Source organism: Ruegeria meonggei, assembly GCF_042768335.1.
GTDB classification, from domain to species: Bacteria; Pseudomonadota; Alphaproteobacteria; order Rhodobacterales; family Rhodobacteraceae; genus Ruegeria; species Ruegeria meonggei.
In genome coordinates, this window is the sequence record NZ_JAXHBT010000003.1 from 1 (window position 1) to 17,796 (window position 17,796).

14 protein-coding genes are annotated in these 17,796 nt (G+C 57.1%); 11 read left to right on the forward strand and 3 right to left on the reverse strand.

Annotated elements, in window-relative coordinates:
• A partial coding sequence (locus tag SJY13_RS22720; protein ID WP_377194645.1) for a hypothetical protein occupies positions 1-433 on the reverse strand: 433 nt, incomplete at its 3' end.
• A 640-nt stretch (positions 434-1,073) separates the two neighbouring features.
• On the opposite strand from SJY13_RS22720, the gene SJY13_RS22725 reads away from it, so the two are divergent.
• The 6 genes from SJY13_RS22725 to SJY13_RS22750 all read left to right on the forward strand — a co-directional run bounded on the left by SJY13_RS22725 (position 1,074) and on the right by SJY13_RS22750 (position 9,146).
• Positions 1,074-2,078 (forward strand): UDP-glucuronic acid decarboxylase family protein, encoded by a 1,005-nt coding sequence (locus SJY13_RS22725; RefSeq protein ID WP_377194647.1) that lies wholly within the window; start codon positions 1,074-1,076, stop codon positions 2,076-2,078.
• The gene (locus tag SJY13_RS22730; RefSeq protein ID WP_377194649.1) at positions 2,075-3,550 is read left to right on the forward strand and encodes a hypothetical protein; all 1,476 of its coding nucleotides are present in this window, start codon (positions 2,075-2,077) and stop codon (positions 3,548-3,550) included. The genes SJY13_RS22725 and SJY13_RS22730 overlap by 4 nt, the downstream gene beginning before the upstream one ends.
• Positions 3,550-4,572, forward strand: a complete 1,023-nt coding sequence (locus SJY13_RS22735) for a glycosyltransferase family 2 protein (protein WP_377194651.1) — start codon at positions 3,550-3,552, stop codon at positions 4,570-4,572. Before SJY13_RS22730 ends, SJY13_RS22735 begins: the two co-directional genes overlap by 1 nt.
• The gene (locus tag SJY13_RS22740) at positions 4,556-5,488 is read left to right on the forward strand and encodes a sulfotransferase family protein (protein ID WP_377194653.1); all 933 of its coding nucleotides are present in this window, start codon (positions 4,556-4,558) and stop codon (positions 5,486-5,488) included. Before SJY13_RS22735 ends, SJY13_RS22740 begins: the two co-directional genes overlap by 17 nt.
• Positions 5,489-5,757: 269 nt before the next feature.
• Complete coding sequence (locus SJY13_RS22745) at positions 5,758-7,032, forward strand: glycosyltransferase 87 family protein (RefSeq protein ID WP_377194655.1); 1,275 nt, start codon at positions 5,758-5,760, stop codon at positions 7,030-7,032.
• A gap of 8 nt (positions 7,033-7,040) precedes the next feature.
• Entirely contained in the window at positions 7,041-9,146 is a 2,106-nt protein-coding gene (locus SJY13_RS22750; RefSeq protein ID WP_377194657.1) for a glycosyltransferase family 39 protein, read from the forward strand.
• Positions 9,147-9,169: 23 nt separating this feature from the next.
• Here SJY13_RS22750 and SJY13_RS22755 read toward each other — a convergent pair whose 3' ends face one another.
• A complete protein-coding gene (locus SJY13_RS22755) occupies positions 9,170-11,137 on the reverse strand; it encodes a hypothetical protein (protein ID WP_377194659.1) in 1,968 nt (655 codons plus the stop codon).
• Positions 11,138-11,216: 79 nt separating this feature from the next.
• The gene (locus SJY13_RS22760; protein ID WP_377194661.1) at positions 11,217-12,710 is read right to left on the reverse strand and encodes an NAD(P)/FAD-dependent oxidoreductase; all 1,494 of its coding nucleotides are present in this window, start codon (positions 12,708-12,710) and stop codon (positions 11,217-11,219) included.
• A 719-nt stretch (positions 12,711-13,429) separates the two neighbouring features.
• Between SJY13_RS22760 and rfbF the strand changes: the two genes are divergently transcribed.
• From rfbF to SJY13_RS22785, 5 genes are read left to right on the forward strand one after another with little or no spacing between them, the layout of a single operon-like run.
• Positions 13,430-14,203 carry a glucose-1-phosphate cytidylyltransferase gene (gene rfbF / locus SJY13_RS22765; RefSeq protein WP_377194663.1) on the forward strand — a complete coding sequence of 258 codons (774 nt, stop codon included), beginning with the start codon at positions 13,430-13,432 and terminating at the stop codon, positions 14,201-14,203.
• Positions 14,200-15,279, forward strand: coding sequence for a CDP-glucose 4,6-dehydratase (gene rfbG, locus SJY13_RS22770; RefSeq protein WP_377194665.1), 1,080 nt, complete (start codon positions 14,200-14,202; stop codon positions 15,277-15,279). Before rfbF ends, rfbG begins: the two co-directional genes overlap by 4 nt.
• Complete coding sequence (locus SJY13_RS22775) at positions 15,276-16,517, forward strand: methyltransferase domain-containing protein (protein ID WP_377194667.1); 1,242 nt, start codon at positions 15,276-15,278, stop codon at positions 16,515-16,517. Before rfbG ends, SJY13_RS22775 begins: the two co-directional genes overlap by 4 nt.
• Positions 16,517-17,395: an NAD-dependent epimerase/dehydratase family protein gene (locus tag SJY13_RS22780; protein WP_377194669.1), complete on the forward strand. Its 879-nt coding sequence runs from the start codon at positions 16,517-16,519 to the stop codon at positions 17,393-17,395. Before SJY13_RS22775 ends, SJY13_RS22780 begins: the two co-directional genes overlap by 1 nt.
• Positions 17,392-17,793, forward strand: a complete 402-nt coding sequence (locus SJY13_RS22785) for a GtrA family protein (protein WP_377194671.1) — start codon at positions 17,392-17,394, stop codon at positions 17,791-17,793. Before SJY13_RS22780 ends, SJY13_RS22785 begins: the two co-directional genes overlap by 4 nt.
• The last annotated feature ends 3 nt before the right edge of the window (positions 17,794-17,796 follow it).

Sequence of the window (17,796 nt, forward strand, 5' to 3'; positions counted from 1 at the left end):
CAAAAGACACATCCGGCGAGGAAGCAGCCCAGGTAAAGACGAGGCTCTGGCTCAAAGAGTTAGGGCTTACGCTGCTGAAGAGTGTTTTCAGCGTTGTCGTTACGCCGCCCACGATGGGTGTCGAAGCCAGAATGGTGGCGGGGTTATTCGTATCGACCCATTTTACGGTCAGACCCATCGGGAAAGCTGCATTCAGCAGGCGAATGCCTATTGTCGCCTGTGCCGATGCGCCCAGCGGATCGACGGGCGAGGTGAAGTTGACCGTGTAGGATCCTCCGCCACCAACCCCCGAATTAACGGCGCCATAAAAGAGATTATCGGACGTGATGTCATAGGTGCCGCCAGCGGAAACATGTGTCAACGCGCTGGCCGAACCGGTCATAAAAACCGCAGTAACAAGCCCCGCGAACATCACTTTCAAAGTTCTGAACATTAAAGAATCCACCCTAAACATTTTCACACATGTAACGCACGCACACCCCGGGCGTGTCACCTACTTGAATCTTTAATACCTTCTTTCCAATTGATTTCTACAGTTTATTTTTGAGATTGGGGCATTTTTGTGGCCACGCAGCGCGAGCAGCAACACAATACATGTCATGTTCGATAGTTTGTTTCTTAAGTGTGGACACAACAGGCCAGAACGGCGGTCAGAATCAGATTCTGGCGGGTCGCGGCATCGACAGGGCACCCTGAGATTTGAGTACTTGCCGCCCCGGGCAGGTTAAAGAGCTGGCACCGGATGGTCCCTGGCGCGACAAACATATCGTTGCATCCAATAAGCGGGAAACAATCAGGCACAACAGGCCCCACTATTCGTATTCGAAATTTTTCAAACGGCCAGCAGGCCGCGTTTTGCCCAAAATGTGGAGGGAAACCCGAAGCCCACTGTATTTCTTCTTAGACGAACCGGAAGTTTCGTGTAGCGTTAAGCTGTTGTTGTACTAAGTACAGGCACTTATTTTCGATCGGAATTTACATTTTGACCGTATATTTGAAGTGCCTGCCTATGAGCAGGGGGATGATGCGAATGGGTGTTGTGTCAGAAATGGTGAAAGTTGCCGAGACCGCCGATGAACGCATCTGATTTTGATCCCAATGACATGAATCTCAACGCCAAGCGTATCTTGGTTACAGGGGGCGCCGGCTTTCTGGGTTCGCATCTCTGCGCGGCTCTGCTCGAGCAAGGGCACGAAGTTCTGTGCATCGACAATTTCTTTACCGGGCGGCGCGGCAATCTGCGTCACTTTCTGAACAATCCGCGGTTCGAGGTCATGCGCCATGACGTGACCTTCCCGCTCTATGTCGAGGTGGACGAGATTTACAATCTGGCCTGCCCGGCCTCGCCCTTTCATTACCAACACGATCCGGTACAGACGACCAAGACGGCGGTGCATGGCGCGATCAACATGCTGGGTTTGGCCAAACGGGTCGGCGCGCGGATTTTGCAGGCCTCGACCTCCGAAATATATGGCGACCCGCAAATCCATCCGCAGACCGAGGATTATGTCGGCCACGTCAATCCGATCGGGCCGCGCTCGTGCTATGACGAGGGCAAGCGCTGTGCCGAGACGTTGTTTTTTGACTACTATCGTCAGCATAGCCTGCCAATCAAAGTGGCGCGAATTTTCAACACGTATGGTCCGCACATGCATCCCGATGACGGGCGTGTGGTGTCCAACTTCATCATGCAGGCCCTGAACGGAGAACCCATCACCATCTATGGCGATGGCAGTCAGACCCGGTCCTTCTGTTTCGTGTCCGATCTGATCGGTGGGCTGATCAGACTGATGGAGTCGCCCGAGGACGTGACTGGCCCAATCAATCTAGGCAACCCGGTTGAACTGAGTATCCGTGAACTGGCTGAATCCGTCATCCGCCTGACGGGCTCGAAATCCGAACTGGTGCAGCGCCCGCTGCCGCAGGACGATCCAATCCAGCGTCAGCCGGACATCACCCGGGCCCGGGAACAGCTGGACTGGGCACCCAGCGTGCCACTGGAAGAAGGGTTGGAAGCAACAATCGCCTATTTCCGGCGCATAGCTGTGGCGGCGGAGAACGCTGTAGAGCGGATATGAACGTATCGGTTCCCTCTGATAAATCGTCTTGGAGGGTTGGAGTATTCCTGCTGCTTGCCGTGGCCGTTCTTGCCTGTTTATCAGTGCTGCTGATCAATGGCGGACCTCTCTACTACTATGACACCGGCAGTTATATCCGACAGGGCAACGTGGCGCTGAACACCTTTCTGCCGACGGTCAACGAAGTCGGCGGCGGGGGAGGTTACACCGCTGATCAGGACGGTACGGCAACCGGCTCCCGGTCGCTGATCTATGGCCTGGTCATGGCCATCTTCTTTCGCGCCAATGCCCTTACGGCCATTCCGTTCTTCCATTTGGCAGGGGTTGTGCTGACAGTATGGCTGCTGGCGCGGGCCGCCAATCGGGCGCTGGAGGGGACCTGCAACACGACCCTAATGATCACAGTGCCACTGTTGGGGGCGGCCGTCACCTCATTGCCCTTTTACATCGCCTATATGATGCCCGACATATTCGCGCCAATTCTGCTGATCGCGATTGCAGCGCTGACAGCGTTCGGCCGGTCGATGCGGGTTTGGGAACTGCTGCTGATGTCCGGCCTTGCCGCGTTTTCCGTCATTTCGCACCCGTCCCATCTAGCCATCGATGGGCTTATGGTGCCTTTTGTCATTCTGGCCGCCCTGAGTGTGAGGGCACCGGGGCGCTGGCGGGCCGTGACACTGGTTGTGTTGGTCCTTGCGATTGCCGTCGCCGAACGCAAGGCATTTCAGATCACCGTGGAAACCAGAACCGATAAAGAGGTCGTCTACACCCCTCATATCACCGCGCGGCTGATTGTTGACGGGCCGGGCATGGACTATCTGAACGACGTCTGCCCGGATGAAAATGTACCGACCTGCGCCCTGCACGAGGCGCTTTCCTGGTCTGATGATCCTTACAGGATGACGGCATCGCATATCATTTTTGAACGCTCTCCCAGGCTTGGTTCATTCCGGCTCATGTCAGCGGAAGACCAGAAGCACGTTGCGCTTTCTCAACGCGAATTCGCCAAGGCGGTATTTCTCTCTCGCCCTGTCGCTACGTCTCTCGCACTGGCTGAGAATGGCTATCGTCAAATTTTGCGCGACAGCGTCAGAATGACAATCCCGTCGGAACAGGCGCTGGATAATGCCCGTCATCTTGCCAGACTGGACGATTCCCAGCAGGATCTGATTCAGGGCGGCCTGTTGTCGAAGGATCGCGGGTGGATTGCGGCGGCCGACATTCTGCACCGCACCATCTACGCCGGCTCATTTGTAGTCATTGTGGTTCTGCTGCTGATACCGCGCAGCGTATCGCGGGACATCAAGTTGTTTGCCCTGTTCATCCTGATCGGAATTGCGGTCAACGCGCTGGTTTGCGGTGGCGTATCACAGCCGGCAGACCGCTATGGCGCGCGTGTGATGTGGTTATTGCCGTTCACTGCGGCCTTTCTTCTTATCGTAAGGCAGCATGCCGCCAAAAGGGATTTGTGATGTCGGATCATTCTCTGTCCATCAGTGTCGTCATGCCCGCTTACAATGCCGAGCATCTTTTGCCCCGCGTCCTGACGCCCCTGATTGAAATGCTAAACGCTGGTCAGGTACAGCAGGTCCTGGTGGTGGATGACCAGTCCCCCGACGGCACCGCCGCACTTGCGCACGAGATGGGGGCGACAGTTCTAACCACGCCCATCAATGGCGGGCCTGGGGCGGCGCGCAATCTCGCGGCGGAACACGCCACAGGAGATGTCCTGTGGTTTGTCGATTCCGATGTGATTGCCTGGCCCGATGGGCCGGAACATATCCGCCGCGCCATGTCCGAGGACAATGTCGGGGCGGTGTTTGGTTCTTACGATGATGCGCCGGACGGGCAGGCCTGGTTTTCGCGCTACAAGAACCTTCTGCACCGCTATCATCATCAGCGTGCCCGGCGCGAGGCGTGTACCTTCTGGGCCGGTTGCGGTGCCATCCGGCGAGATGTCTTTCGCGAAGTAGGCGGGTTTGACGTGAAAACCTATGAGATCCCATCGATCGAGGATATAGAGCTGGGATACCGTATCGCCGAAACCGGCCGCCGTATCCTGGTCGAGCCGCAATTGCAGGGCAAGCACCTCAAGGTTTGGACTATCCGCAACAGCCTGAGCACGGATATCTATTGCCGCGCCCTGCCCTGGGCCCGGTTGATGATTTCACGCGAAGGGCTGACGGACGACCTCAATACCTCGACAGCCGAACGCGCGCGGGCCGGGATCGCGGGTCTGCTGCTGCTGTCGATTCTGGCTCTGCCGTTCTGGCCCGGAGCATGGCCCCTACCCTTGCTGCTGCTTGCGGCGGCTCTGGTCGCCAATTTCGACCTGGTGCGCACGATGGCGGGGCATGGAGGGCCGTGGTTCGCCTTCAAATGCCTGCTCTATCACCAAGTCTACTATGTCTACTCGGCCACCATCTATGTCTGGTGTCTGTTCGAATATCACGTGTTGGGACAAAAGCAGAAACTCCATGTCACCCGAAACTGAAGCTGCGGATCACGCGGCACGGATGCCGGATTTCCTGATCCTCGGTGCCGCACGGGCCGGTACGACCGCGCTGTACAGCTATCTTCGGCAAAACCCGAGTATCTTCATGCCCTCAGCCAAAGAGCCGAACTTTTTCTCCTTCGAGGGTGAGGCGCTGAACTTTTCCGGCCCGGGCGCGGATTATGTCAACAACTCGGTCACGCAGATCGAGGATTATAACGCCCTGTTTGCCGATGCGCCGGCGGGCACGGTCTGCGGCGAGGCGTCCCCACTTTATCTTTACGCCCACAAAGCGCCGGAGCGCATTTACCGCCGCATCCCACAGGTGCGCATGGTGGTCATTTTGCGCAATCCGATAGATCAGGCCCTGTCCCATTACCTGTATGCGGTGAAGCAACGGATCGAACCGCTGGAAGATTTCTCTGCGGCACTAGATGCCGAAGACGAGCGGCTTGCCGCAGGCTGGCAGCCCCTGTTCGGTTATTCTCGCTTTCCGCTCTATGCGCAGCAATTGTCACGTTATTTCAAACTTTTCGACCGCAACCAGTTCCTGATCCGCACCTACGAAGAGTTTCAGAACCATCCGGAAGATGTCATCAATAGCATCACCGCATTCATCGGGGCCGATACAGATTTCCAGCCCGATCTGTCATCTCGGGTAAATGCAGGCGGCGTGCCGCGCAGCCGTCTGTTTCAGGATTTTTTGATGAAACCCAACCCGATCACCGGCATGATCGCCCGCGTCATGTCACAGGAGCTGCGCTGGAAAATCAGGGACCGCCTGTCCCAGTTCAACCTCAAACGCGAGGTTGAGATGCCGGACCGTGCACGCACGATCCTGCGCGAAAGACTGCTGCCTGAAATCGAGGATCTGGAACATCTTCTGGATCGCGATCTGAGCATCTGGCGGGCCTGATCGCGTGCATGGCAACAATTTCCCGAAAACGCACAGAATGTGCATCCAGGGCTCGGCGCTTTTCATTTCTGCGTCCGCGCAATCGACAATACTTTGATTTTGAGCCGCATGCTTTAGGATAGGCCGTGTGTTTTTAGGCCCGTTACACGGTTTATCGTAATTTACACCGGACGAGGGCGGTTTAATGGTGACGGTAATTCATGGACGAAATTGACAGAGCAAAAGCCTCGTCGCGAATGACACCGGACAGCAAACCGCGACGATCGTTCATGAGCCCCGTTCTTGCACGGCGCGTCACCCTTTGTCTTTCGCTCCTCATGTTCGCTCTGGCACTGGCTTATCTGCTGCTGAAGATCACGCAATTGTCCGCCCTGCCCGCAGGGTATGATTTCCGGTTCATCTGGGTGGCCGGCGATATGTGGCATGAGGGAATAAACCCCTATGGGCCAACCTATCTGGCACACGGTGAGGCCAATATAGACGTGGGACATGTCCCGGTTCTGTGGCCTTATCCACCGACATGGTGGGTGTTTGCCGCGCCATTGGGTGCACTGGATCTGAACGCGGCAAATGTGGTCTGGAATGTCTTCGGCCTTGGCATTGTCATCGCAATCTGCGGATTGCTGACCAGCGCCTTCAAAACCACCTTTCCGGGGCGCAGCCAGATGCTTGCCGAGTTCACCGGGGGGCAGATTTATTTCCCCCTCTTCAGCGTGTTGTTCTTTCTTCTGGCGATCCTCGAAGCAACGGCGATCCTGTTTTCCGTTGGCCAGACAACGCTGATCGCAGGCCTTGGCATTACCCTGATGCTTTGGAGCCGCGTCAGTGGGCGCATCTTCTTCGATGCCGTGGGGTTGACGCTGGTCTTGCTGAAACCGCAGATCGGTGCGCCCTTTGTGGTTCTGTACCTGTTGTTCGATACGCAGTCCCGGAAAGTGGTTTTGATGGCCATTCTTCTTTCGGCCATACTGACGCTGCCGTCGCTTTTCACCGCCCCAAGCACCATTCTGGATTTCTTCCGCAATCTGGCCGCCTATGACGGTTTTACAATCGCCAACCTTCCGCAATCCATGACGGGCCTGCGGCTGATCATGTGGGAGTTTACGGGCCTTGATATCGGCAGCACTGCAGCAACGATCATCACACTCGTGATCATTCTGGCGCTGTGCCATGGCCCCACTCGGCTGACGCGAGCCAGCGACACCAACGAACACACCTGGCAGGTTTTCGGATTGGCGAGCGCAGCTATCGTCGCGCTGGCCCCGCTGCATATTTACGACTTTGTGCTACTGGCCGCCCCGCTTGCCCTGCTGTTCAGAGGGAGGGTGGTCAGCACTCTGTTTGCAGGGCTTGGTGCCTTGCTGATCTGGCGGTCAGAGAACCTTGTCGATGTCTGGGCTTTTCACGTGGATGGGGTCGAAATCTTCCCAAGCTCGCGGTTGGCAACCATCGGTGCCCTGCTGTTTCTGGTGGCGGTCATTGACACTGTTCTGCGCCTGAACAGCCAAAACGCCAGCACATCCAACCAGCCTTCACGCGCATGACCATCTTCATGAACTCATCACCCGCGCCGTCACGACGGTTGAGATTTGTGCTGGCCGCTTTTGCCGGGCTGGCCGCGGTGCTGATATTGGCCGGTTCTGCGCAGGGTGCCCTGTCCGGTGTCCGCGATCTGGCGCATTGGTGGGTACTGATGGTGGCGCTGTCGCTGGCCGTCTTCTCCTTTTTTGCGCTGAGGGATTTGACGCTGCCGGGCCTGATGCTGCTGGTTCTGTTTGTTGGCGGGGCATCGCAGCTTTATGTGACACAACCGCTTTGGTACCCGGCCCTGCGCCTGCCGCCCAGATCGGCAATCGAAATGGCGATGTATGCCATAATTGCCGGGCAGGCCGTCCTTTCGGCCTTTGTGCTGGTCAGACATTCAGGCAGCACCAAAATCTCGCAGGTTATCGGTGCTTTGGAACCGAAACGCACCGCTGCATTCCTCTTGCTCAGCGGCGCGTTCACAGTGCCGATCCTCAACCATCTGCGCCTGAACGAAATCGACGTCTACTTCCTTCAGCTTGCGGCGGGGTTGATCCTTGTGCTCATCAATCTGGTGACGGTGATAGCACTTGCCGCAACCTTGCCCAGAGGGGTGAAACTGCCCACAGGCTGGCAGTGGGCAGGCTGCATGGCGGCCGTCTTTCTAAGCGCGACGCTGGTGTTGGAATGGTTCTCCTTTGAACGGGTTCCTCACGTTCAGGATGAGCTTGCCTATATGTTTCAGGCCCAGACCTATGCAGGCGGTGCCCTGCATGTACCGGCCCTGCCGGAAGGCCCCCGGGCGGCTTTTGAACACTACCTGCTCGATCACCATAACGGGCGTTGGATATCGGTCTTCACGCCCGGCTGGCCTGCGATCTTGGCACTGGGGGTCCTTTTGGGCGTACCGTGGCTGGTGAACCCGATCCTGGGCACGGCATCCATCTTTCTGGCGCAGGGCGTGGTGCAACGGTTAACGAATGCCCGCACGGCCAACATCAGCACCCTGATTTTGGCGACATCTCCCTGGTTCATTGCAATGTCGGCCTCTCTGATGGCCCATACCTTCGCGCTGTTTCTGCTTTTGCTGGCGTGGTTTCTGATCCTGCGCGCCGAAGAAGGTGAATTGAAACGGGCTGTTTTACCCGTCTTCGCTGCCGGGCTGGCACTGGGGTGGCTGTTTCTGACCCGTAATTTGGATGGTCTGCTGCTTGGCATTCTGACTGGTCTGTTTCTGCTGTGGCGCGGCGGTATATTGCGCCACCCATTGACCGTGTTCAGCTACAGCGCGGGATGTATAGCAACAGGAAGCCTGATCTTTTTCTACAATTACTACTTCACCGGCGACCCGCTGCTGACAACATTGTCGGACTATTATCACCGGGTCTGGATCGATGGCTCCAACGCCTTTGGTTTCGGCCAGAACATAGGCGCGCCGGAAGGCTGGGGCCATATGGAGCTACGCCCGCATGAGCATTCCCTGTTTGAAGGTGTGATCAACACGCTGACGAATATCAGCGCGCTGCATACCGATTTTATGGGCTGGGGGATCGGATCACTGGTCTTTGTCTGGGTCCTGCTGATCTATGGCCGCATCGATGCAACAGACCGGATGATGCTTGCGATCATTATCGTCATTGCCGGTGCGCACGCCCTGTATTGGTTCGTCGCCAGCTTCTACGTAGGCCCCCGATACTGGTTCATGATAATCGCGCCTTTAGTGCTGCTAAGCGCCAAAGGGGTTCTGGAAACCGGCACCCGACTGGAAGCTGTCGGTCTTACGTCAGCACCCGACAAACTGAACGCCGTGCTGCTTATTCTGTGTCTGTTTTCCGTGACGGTCTTTTTGTCTTATCGGGGCGTCACAAGATATCACGACCATCGCACCTATGACGATCACTACCGCTCTGTCGTGCTGCCCGAAACGGAAGGCACAGCCCAGCCGCTTGTTCTTGTCACACTCCGAAGCCAGCTTGCCTCGGCGCTGTTCTTCAATGATCCGTGGTTTCCGTTAGACAAACCGGCTTATGCCAAGGATCTGGGGGGTAATGCGAATGAGGCCGTGATCAAAGCCTTTCCGGGCCGTCCCGTCCTGTATTACGACGAGCGCGAAGAAACATTTCGCCGGAAATAGGCACCTTGCCTTGCCCGGCCCGGTTATCTGAGCCCCAACAGCTTTGCGATATCCCAGACCTGACGCGGGCCGCTTTGGGCGCCGCGCCCAAAAATCGTTTCCAGCGGCACCTGATACGCAGGCGCAATGCTGACCGGGGCATCCGCATTGCGAAAATCCGCTTCATAGGCGGGCAAATGGTTTGTCACCAGAACTCTGCCGTCCAGAGCGTCACCCAGTACTGTTTCCCCGGCCACCAGAGGCGCGGATTCCATGCGGACAAAATAGTTGGGCGTAACGCCAGCTGGAACCGGCTCCCGCGCATACATATAGACCGAGACGCTTCCCGCCACGTACTGATCTTGCAATTCGGCATCGGACCAGACCGGAGGAAAGGCATTCCTGATCAAGGTCGGCGTGACCCGGATTTCATCAAGGTCAAAAAACGGATCGGCTTCGATTTCAATCGCAATGCGCTGCCCCAGATCCCGGGTCACGGTAAACGGGCGTAGTGTCTCGGGCCAGCTGAGCCAGGCGCCAAGCGCAAGACCCACCAGCGCTAAGGCAAATGCCGGGGCCGGGGCAGCTTGCACCGGGCGCAATCGCCAGAACACGATCAGCGGCAACAAAATCACCGGGGCAAAATGATGCGGCAGAATACGATAGGCCTGCACGTAAAAGAACAGAACATAGGCCACGGTCATCAGCGTCAACGTTCTGGATAGCGTGTCCTGCCAGCGCCACGCCAACAGCGCCAGACCGGGTAAAATCCCGCAGGGCAACAGCCAGAATAAAAACCGGTGTGTATCGAATATCGTCACATAGCGCAGGCGCCGCAGAATGGCCCCTGTGCTGAATTCGCCGGAAACACCTGTCAGGCCCGTTTTTTCCAGCACGGTCATGGCCAAAGAGCTCAGCATCAAAACCGCCAGGGCAATCAGCCCGCCCATGATCACCTGCTTAATGGGTTGGAACCGGCCCAAAAGCAGATGCGCCATAAGGAAGAACCCTATCAGCAGAATACCGTTCGGTGCCGTGCAAAGGGCCAGTGTTGAAACACCCGCCATCCAGCCGAATTTCTTGTCACGGAAGAACAGGATGTACCCCAGAACCCCAAGCAAGATAAGCGGTTCGCGCGTCATCGGCATGGCGATGTCGGCAAAATACGGGTTGTAGGATGGATTAAACGCCATCGCGAAAGAAAACATAAGCAAGGCTGCACCCAGCCCGCAAGCGGACCACACAGTCGTGCGATTTTCCGGTGAACGGATAAATGCCAGCGTCATGCCGAACAAAACCGACACACCGGGCAGATACGCGAACCGAAGGGCCGCTTCGGACGAACCAAACACCCGAATAAAGCTGGTTTGCAGGAAAACTTCGGTCATCATTTTTGGATTTGGATAGCTGGTCAGCGGACCAGAATCCGGAGGCCAGAACGGTAGACCACGGGTGATGAACAGGGTCGCGCTCAGTAAGCTATGCGCCCCGTCATCGTTGAGCGCTTCCCAATAAAATTTGGGCGTCATCAACAGCAAAACCACCAGAGGCAGCAGCATCATGCCTGCCACATCCCACCCCCGGCCCCGGAAGATTCCCTGTGCAGGTTTTCCCAGGGTTAAACCAATCCCGGGCAGACAAAGCAGACCGATCAGCAGTATGAAAGCTGTTCCCGTCATCGGGATGCCACTGATTGCCTGCACGACGGCCGCAAGCGTGGGCACTCCGAACAGGGAAAGCGTAAATCCTTTTAGCAGGACATGTTCGAAACGGTCATCGAACCGGGCAATCCCCAGCGCCAACAGCAGACCGGGGGCGAGAATAAGCGCCGAGGCCGACAGGGCCACCAGAGGCACCCAAACATACAAAAACAGCGCATCGCTAGCGATGAAATAGGGCGACGGCCCGTCTGCAAACGCGACCTTTGCCGCAATCGGGCCTGCGATATCCTGCCCAATCAAAGCAATACCAACCAGAAGTGCCAGCAAGGCAAGATATCGAAATTGCTTCACAGTTCCGGTCAATCCGTCGTTTCGAAACTCAGGAGGCTGCCCACCCAAAAATGCCTGCACAGACAGATGAGCCCGAAGCTCACCCGCTCATTCGAGCACGGCTTCCTTTCTCAAAGGCTGTCTCAGAGGTTTTCTCTTTTGGCTTTGCCTCGAATTCCTCGTGGTAGGACCTTTCGACATTGACATCCCAGATGTCGTTTTCCTCGCCCATGATGTTGCGCGCCGCATACATGGCGGACAGCATCGAATGGTCCTGATTATTATAACGGTGCAAGCCGTTGCGGCCGACGGTCTGGAAATTCTCAAGCGTCTTGAGCCAGTCGCTGACAGTGTCCAGCGCTTCCTTGTATTCGCCATCATAGACCGGATAGGCCTTGGGCTGCCGGATCACGCTAAAGTCTATGACATCGGTGGCCTTGGCCAAGCCCAGCTGTTCCAATTCGTTGCCAGCCAGTTCCTTGAGGTCCGCATCCGAAGACGACCACAGGCCATCGCCCTTCTGGCAAAAATACTCCATTCCGATGGACGAGGTGTCCTGGTCAGGCAGCATTTCCTTGGACCAGGCGCGGAAATTCTGGATGCGCCCAACCTTTACCTTGGGGCTATGGATGTAAATCCAATTGTCCGGGAACGGGTCCGCGTGGTCGAGCATCAGAGTCACGATCAGAAAATCGCGGTATTTCAGGCGATCAGCCGCCTCGACCACCTCGGGTGGTGGCGGGGGATCAAAGGCATGGATCAGATCGCGCACGGCCATCGAATTGATGAATTCCTCACCCTCGACCCGTTCAGTTGTTTTGTCACCACTTTCGTCCCAATGGCGAACATCGATCGAGGTGACGCGGTTACCGTCGCGGTTTACCTGCACCACTTCGGAACGCATCTCAACGCTACCGCCGTTTTCCCGGATCAGATCTCGGGTTTTTTCCCACATCATGCCAGGGCCCAGGCGGGGATATTGAAATTCCTCGATCAGGCTAGCCGTGTCATTGGCGCCAGAAATCGCGTTCCAGACCGCCTTGGGCAGGGACAGGTTTTTGATCCGCTGCGCGGCCCAGTCGGCCTGGATTTCAGACGGCGGAATGCCCCAGACTTTTTTGGTGTAGCTGTGAAAGAAATGCATATAGAGCCGCCCGCCAAAGCGGTTGATCACCCATTCCTCAAAGGTGTCTTCCTGCGGCTTGGGGCGGAGTTTCCATTTCACGAAACTGCCGATGATCTTATAGGTCTCATAAGGGCCTATGTTGCCAAGTGCGTTGAAGATGCGCAGCGGATAATCGTAGAATTTGTTGCGGTAGAAGATGCGGCTCTGGCGCTGCACGGTGATGAAATCGTCACCCATCACCTCATGCCACATGTCTTCGACTTCGCGCACTTTCGTGAAAAACCGATGGCCACCTATATCAAAGCGGTAGCCTTTATGGGTTTCGGTGCGGGAAATGCCGCCAACCATATCCGAGGCCTCGTAGACCTGAGGAACATGCGTCTCACTAAGTTTCTGAAGCTCGTGGGCTGCAGTCAACCCGGCAGGACCGCCACCGATAATTACGACAGGAACGGTATCTTTTTGCAAATGACTAACACCCATGTACTCAAAAAAACTGATATCAAACTAAAACTGATATCAAGCTAAAACTGATATCAAGCTATAAGAGGTTACCATCGATTCACAACAAAATCCTAATGAGCCGCCAAAATAAAGGGCACCGGGTTTTCGTGCCGTCCGCGCGTGCAGAAGAAATGCCACATGCACCAGCGCAATTTCTGGCCGGTGGCCCCATAAAAAGACGCGGCGCAGAGCGGCCTTTATTCCCACCAAACCGGATGCCCGCCGGCCGCCCGATCCATCAGCGGGTTCAGCGGAGCAACTTCCACGCACACCTTCCAACGGATTGAGTTGTAAGAACTATTTTTTCACACCGGGATTGACGTGAAATAGCTTTCTAGCGGCTCGGCGAAAGTATAGGGAATAATCCAGAAAGACCGGCCCGCCCGGCGTTGCCAAAGTTTCTGCCCAAACGACGACGGGTGCAAAAACCGACCCCGTCACCGTTCGGATTCCGTCCAGAATACAACATCAACAATGCGACCAAATTCCCCACATTGTGCGTCCATTAGGATCAGTGCGAGTGCAATTCCCAAACGCCCAACTTCGCTGCCCGGTGAATCTTGACATGGGCATGGTGCTTCCGCCTACTGCGCTTGGATGTTTGTTGGGAACAAGGTCATGGCTGGCCGAGGTTCGTCGTTTACGATTGATGACTGACCCCTTATCGCAAAGGGAATAATTTTATGAAGTGCGTTATTCTGGCTGGTGGTTTCGGAACCAGGCTCAGCGAAGAAACCGTCCGGATACCAAAACCCATGGTCGAGATCGGCGAGCGGCCCATCCTCTGGCACATCATGAAAACATATGCGGCCCATGGGGTAACCGATTTCATCGTCTGTTTGGGTTACAAAGGTTATGTAATCAAAGAATATTTCGCGAATTTTTTTCTACACAATTCGGATGTGACGGTCGATCTGGCCAATGGCAAGCTTGAGATTGCAAACAGCAAATCGGAACCGTGGCGCGTGACGCTGGTCGATACGGGCGCGGGCAGCCAGACCGGGGGTCGGCTTCGCCGCGTCATGCATCTGCTCAAGGATGAAGAGGCGTTCTGCATGACCTACGGCGACGGGGTCGGCAACATCGATATCCAGGCCGGGATCGATTTTCACCTCGCCCATGGCAAGCTTGCGACCGTCACGGCAGTTCCGCCGCCCCGCCGCTTTGGTCAGCTTGAGATGCAGGATAATCAGGTCCAGAACTTTTCCGAAAAACCGGTCGGCGATGGCGGCCTGATCAATGGCGGGTTTTTTGTGCTGTCGCCCGAGGTGGACAGATACCTTAACGATGACAGTACTGTCTGGGAACGCAGCCCGCTGATGAACCTGACGCGCGATGGCGAGCTGATGGCCTTCGAACACAAGGGATTTTGGCAACCCATGGACACCATCCGCGAGCGTCAGGAACTAGAAGAACACTGGGGCACAGGCGATGCGCCGTGGAAAATCTGGGAATGACCGCACAAGCATTTGCAGGCCGGCGGGTATTGGTGACCGGGCATACAGGCTTTAAAGGGGCATGGCTGGCGGCGTGGCTGGCAGAGAACGGTGCTCAGGTCACTGGCTATGCGCATATGCCTGAAACAGATCCAAACCTCTGGTCTTTGCTGGGCCAAGGCAAAGTCCGTTCAATCATCGGGGATCTGAACGATCGTGACACGCTGGATCAAACCATCGCCGAGACGTCCCCCGAGTTCGTCTTTCACTTGGCAGCGCAATCACTGGTGCGGCGATCTTACCGCACACCGGTCGAAACCTTTGCCACCAATGTCCTTGGGACGGTTCAGCTTTTGGATTCGTTGCGCATCGCACCCGATCTGCGGGCGGTGGTGGTCGCCACCTCTGACAAAGCGTATGAGAATGACGAACAAGTCTGGGGCTATCGCGAAACCGACCCGATGGGCGGGCATGATCCCTATTCCGCATCGAAGGGCGCGACCGAAATTGCGGTCGCAGCAATGCGGCGCAGCTATTATTCACCTGATGCCTCCGCTCCGCATCCGGCCGGGATCGCCAGTGCGCGGGCCGGTAACGTCATCGGCGGCGGCGACTGGGCCGAAGATCGGCTGATCCCCGACATTGTGCGGGGCTGCCTAAGTGACGAGGGACGCGTTGTGCTGCGCCACCCCAGCGCAATTCGCCCCTGGCAGCATGTGCTCGAACCGCTGAGGGGCTACATGATGCTGGCCCAGAAGCTTGAAGAGGGCGACGCCTTTGCAAAGGGCTGGAATTTTGGCCCTGAACGCGACGATGAACGCCCGGTTCTGGATGTGGCTCAGGCTGTCATCAAGGCGCTTGGGCAGGGCCGGATCGAAATCGATACCCCGACAGACACCCCGCACGAGGCAAATATGCTCCGGCTGGATGTATCGCAGGCGCGTGCAGCGCTTGGCTGGCGCCCAGTCCTGAGCTTTGAGGATACCGTCAGACTGACGGCGGATTGGTATGCGGGCTGGGCTCGTGGCACCCCGGCAGCCGAGCTGTGCCATACCCAGATTGCTGAATTCGAAACACTGAGTATGAGGCAGGCATGACCGGCACGACCCATCCCACCTGCCGCCATTGTGGTACCTCTCTTGAGATGACGCTTGTCGATCTCGGACTGTCTCCCCTGGCCAATTCCTATGTCGACCCCGCCCGCGCGGACAAGCCGGACCCGGTCTATCCGCTGCACGCCCGCGTCTGCACCAGTTGCTGGCTGGTACAGGTGGATGACGTCGTACCCGCAGAAGAGATATTTTCCACCGACTACGCCTATTTCTCCAGCTTCTCTGATAGCTGGCTGGCCCACTGCCGGTCTTACGTGGAAAAGATGGCCAAACGGTTCGACCTCGGGTCAGACGATTTGGTGATCGAGATCGCCTCGAATGATGGGTATCTGCTGCAGTACTTCGTCGAAAAGGGCATTCCGGTACTGGGGATCGAGCCATCGGGCAATGTTGCTGCGGCCGCGGAAAAGAAAGGCGTGCGCACATTGGTCGATTACTTTGGCGAGGCGCTGGCCCGAAAGGTTGCTGACACCGAGAAACCCCCGGCACTGATCGCCTCGGCCAATGTTCTGGCGCATGTGCCCGATATCAACGATTTCGTTGCCGGAATCGCCACCCTGCTGTCGGGCGATGCGGTCTATACGGTTGAATTTCCGCATCTTCTCAACCTGATCAAAAGCGTGCAGTTCGACACGATCTATCATGAACACTATTCCTATCTGTCGCTGCTGGCCGTCGAGAAGATCTTTGCCAAGGCGGGCCTGCGCGTCTTCGATGTCGAGGAACTGCCCACCCATGGCGGGTCGCTCCGTGTCTATGCCTGTCTTGAGGGAGCCAGCCACCCCGAAGGTTCTAATGTCGCCAAGGTCCGCACTGACGAAGCGGCCGCACAATTCGACCGGCCTGAAGGCTACATGGGTTTCACCGGGCAGGTCGATGCGCTGCGCGACGGGCTGATCGCCTTCCTGCGTGAGGTCAAAGCCCGTGGCGACACCATTGCCGCCTATGGCGCGGCGGCCAAGGGCAACACGCTACTGAACTATGCCGGGATCGGCCCCGATCTGATCTCTTACTGTGTTGACCTCAACCCGGCCAAGCAAAACACGCTGCTGCCCGGCAACCATATCCCTGTGCATGGGGTCGAAGCCCTGCGCGAGATGCCGCCCGATTACGTACTGATCCTGCCCTGGAACATCCGGGACGAGGTCACGGATCAGCTGGCTGACCTCAAGGCTCATGGCACCCGGTTCGTAACCGCTGTGCCAGAAGTCAGGATCAGCTGATGGCACGAGTTCTGCTGACCGGGGCGACTGGATTGATCGGACGCGGGACAGCCACAGCTCTGACAGACGCGGGCCATGAGGTGGTGACACTGGGCCGGAATCCGGCAAGCGATATCGCCTGCGATCTGCTGGACCCCAACGCCACCACAACAGCCCTTGAATCTGCCCGCGCCGGCCACCTGGTTCATATGGCTTGGCATGATGGGCCACGTGACCGCTGGACCTCTGGGGCCAATCTAGACTGGATGGCCGCCACGCTGCATCTGGTTCGGGAATTTGCACGCACAGGCGGCCAGCGCGCGGTCTGCGCTGGCAGCTGCGCCGAATATGACTGGTCGGTTCCGGAACTGACCGAGACCAGCCCCCTGCGCCCCCGCACCCTTTATGGGGCGGCCAAGGCTGGAACCGGTCTGGCCCTTTGCGCGGGACAAGACGCGCTTGGCCTATCCCTGACCTGGGCTCGCATCTTTTTTGTCTACGGACCGGGTGAGCCGCCGGGGCGGTTGCTTGGCGATCTGATCTCAAACCTTCGGGCGGGTCAGCCGGTGGACTGTACCGACGGGCTGCAGGAGCGTGATTTCCTGCATGTGGACGATCTGGCCCGCGCGCTGTTACGACTGCTGGAAACCGATGTGACTGGCGCAGTCAATGTGGCCAGCGGCACCACAATCCCGGTGCGGGACCTGATTGAAGAGGTCGCGAACCAGATGCACTGCCCCAATCTGATCCGGCTGGGGGCAATTGCGCGCGCACCGGACGACCCGGACCGGCTGGCCGCAGACGTCTCCCGTTTGCGGGACGAGGCCGGGTTTACGCCACAACACGATATCGTCTCGGGGGTGGCCCGGGTTCTAGGGGCCAAAAAGAAACTAGCATGAAACGCGCATCTGTTCTTCGCAAGCAGTCTTTCATGCTTTTCGCACTGGTCGGAGTGATGAATACCGCCTTTGGCTTTGCACTTTTCAGCGTTCTGAATCTTGCAGGGTTGCCGCCGCAGGCCTCCCTTATCCTCGCATTCGTTGTCGGAATGATGTGGAATTTCATGACCCACGCCCGACTTGTATTCGACACGAAAGGGTTTGGAAAACTGCCGCTTTATCTGCTGTCTTATATGATGGTCTATATATTCAATGCCCTTTCGCTGGAGGGGCTGCTGATCGCAGACCTGCAACCGATCGTTGCTCAGGGGTTGCTGGTCCTGCCGGCGGCTGTTCTGGCCTTTATCCTCATCTCGCGAGCCCTGACCGACCGCTTTCCCTGGCAGTCCGAAACCTGACAG

Excerpts from the sequence above, each read along its gene's own strand:
- SJY13_RS22725 (WP_377194647.1), top strand. The coding sequence starts at position 1,074 with ATGAACGCATCTGATTTTGATCCCAATGACATGAATCTCAACGCCAAG.
- SJY13_RS22730 (WP_377194649.1), top strand. The coding sequence starts at position 2,075 with ATGAACGTATCGGTTCCCTCTGATAAATCGTCTTGGAGGGTTGGAGTA.
- SJY13_RS22735 (WP_377194651.1), top strand. The coding sequence starts at position 3,550 with ATGTCGGATCATTCTCTGTCCATCAGTGTCGTCATGCCCGCTTACAAT.
- SJY13_RS22740 (WP_377194653.1), top strand. The coding sequence starts at position 4,556 with ATGTCACCCGAAACTGAAGCTGCGGATCACGCGGCACGGATGCCGGAT.
- SJY13_RS22745 (WP_377194655.1), top strand. The coding sequence starts at position 5,758 with ATGAGCCCCGTTCTTGCACGGCGCGTCACCCTTTGTCTTTCGCTCCTC.
- SJY13_RS22750 (WP_377194657.1), top strand. The coding sequence starts at position 7,041 with ATGAACTCATCACCCGCGCCGTCACGACGGTTGAGATTTGTGCTGGCC.
- rfbF (WP_377194663.1), top strand. The coding sequence starts at position 13,430 with ATGAAGTGCGTTATTCTGGCTGGTGGTTTCGGAACCAGGCTCAGCGAA.
- rfbG (WP_377194665.1), top strand. The coding sequence starts at position 14,200 with ATGACCGCACAAGCATTTGCAGGCCGGCGGGTATTGGTGACCGGGCAT.
- SJY13_RS22775 (WP_377194667.1), top strand. The coding sequence starts at position 15,276 with ATGACCGGCACGACCCATCCCACCTGCCGCCATTGTGGTACCTCTCTT.
- SJY13_RS22780 (WP_377194669.1), top strand. The coding sequence starts at position 16,517 with ATGGCACGAGTTCTGCTGACCGGGGCGACTGGATTGATCGGACGCGGG.
- SJY13_RS22785 (WP_377194671.1), top strand. The coding sequence starts at position 17,392 with ATGAAACGCGCATCTGTTCTTCGCAAGCAGTCTTTCATGCTTTTCGCA.